Below are 1,182 nucleotides of genomic sequence, written 5' to 3' on the forward strand. Positions count from 1 at the left end.
TAAAGATGCTTCGGTAATAGGGTGTGTCGCTGCGCGTGATTGATGCCGTGCTACTTGATCATTGAACAATGGCAGGGAAGAAGACTGATTCCGGCGAGGAACCCCACAACCGGAAAGCCAAGCAGCGCGGCAGTCGCCGCGATTTCGAGGCGTTGCGTGACCGGCGAATGCGCGCCGCGGAGATGTTCGCCGCAGGACGACGCCAGATTGATGTCGCGGTCGAGTTGGAGGTATCCCAACAGACCGCCTCCCGTTGGTATCGGCAGTGGGCCGACGGGGGCAACGAGGCGCTCGAAGGTGCCGGACGTGCAGGACGTCGGCCCCGGCTCGACGACACTCAGATCGAGGTGATCCGAGCGGAACTGCTCAAAGGGCCACAAGCGAATGGCTTCGCCACCGGGGTGTGGACCCTGGGCAGGGTCGCGATCGTCATCGAGAGACTCACCGGCGTGACCTACGGGCCCACCCAGACCTGGACGATCCTGCGGACCCGGCTCGGTTGGAGTCGGCAGCGACCCGCACGGCGGGCAGTCGAACGAGACGAGGACGCCATCGTCGCCTGGCGCGAGAACGAGTGGCCGCGGATAAAAAAATAGCGCGGCGCCGAGGTGCATGGATCTGCTTCCAGGACGAAAGCGGCGTGTCGCTGCTGCCTGTGGTCCGTGCAACCTGGGCGCCCAAAGGCGTGACACCTGTTCTACGTCACCGATTTTCCTGGAAACGCATGTCGATGGCCGGAGTCCTCGCGTATCGACCCGACCGCAGCGAGAGTGCGTTCGTGTTCTCCATGACCGACGGCTCGTACAACACCGACAAGCTCATCGAGTTCCTCACCGAACTGCGCGCCCACTTCGCCGGGGAGCAGGTCATCGTGATCTGGGACGGCCTGATGGCCCACCGGTCTGCCGCCATGAAGGCATGGCTGGCGACCCAACGCGACTGGCTCCACGTCGAACGGCTTCCTGCCTACGCACCCGAGCTCAACCCGATCGAACAAGTGTGGGGCAACATGAAATCCACCGAGCTGGCCAACCTGTGCCCCGACATCCTCGACGAGGTCCGTATCGCGACCGAGGCAGGGCTGACCCGGATCGGGTCGAACTACGATCTGTGTCACGGCTTCCTCGATCACACCGGGCTTTCCTTATGACCAGTTCTCACTCAATTACCGAAACATCTTTA

General features: G+C 62.6%; 2 protein-coding genes. Both read left to right on the forward strand.

The genetic code is table 11. The annotated features are described in order from the left end of the window. Positions 1-68: 68 nt before the first annotated feature. Entirely contained in the window at positions 69-596 is a 528-nt protein-coding gene (locus tag ACFWCF_RS26260; protein WP_378568031.1) for a winged helix-turn-helix domain-containing protein, read from the forward strand. Then, positions 575-1,150, forward strand: a complete 576-nt coding sequence (locus tag ACFWCF_RS26265; RefSeq protein WP_378568034.1) for an IS630 family transposase — start codon at positions 575-577, stop codon at positions 1,148-1,150. Before ACFWCF_RS26260 ends, ACFWCF_RS26265 begins: the two co-directional genes overlap by 22 nt. The last annotated feature ends 32 nt before the right edge of the window (positions 1,151-1,182 follow it).

The organism is Rhodococcus sp. NPDC060090, from assembly GCF_042729855.1.
Taxonomy (GTDB): Bacteria; Actinomycetota; Actinomycetes; order Mycobacteriales; family Mycobacteriaceae; genus Rhodococcus.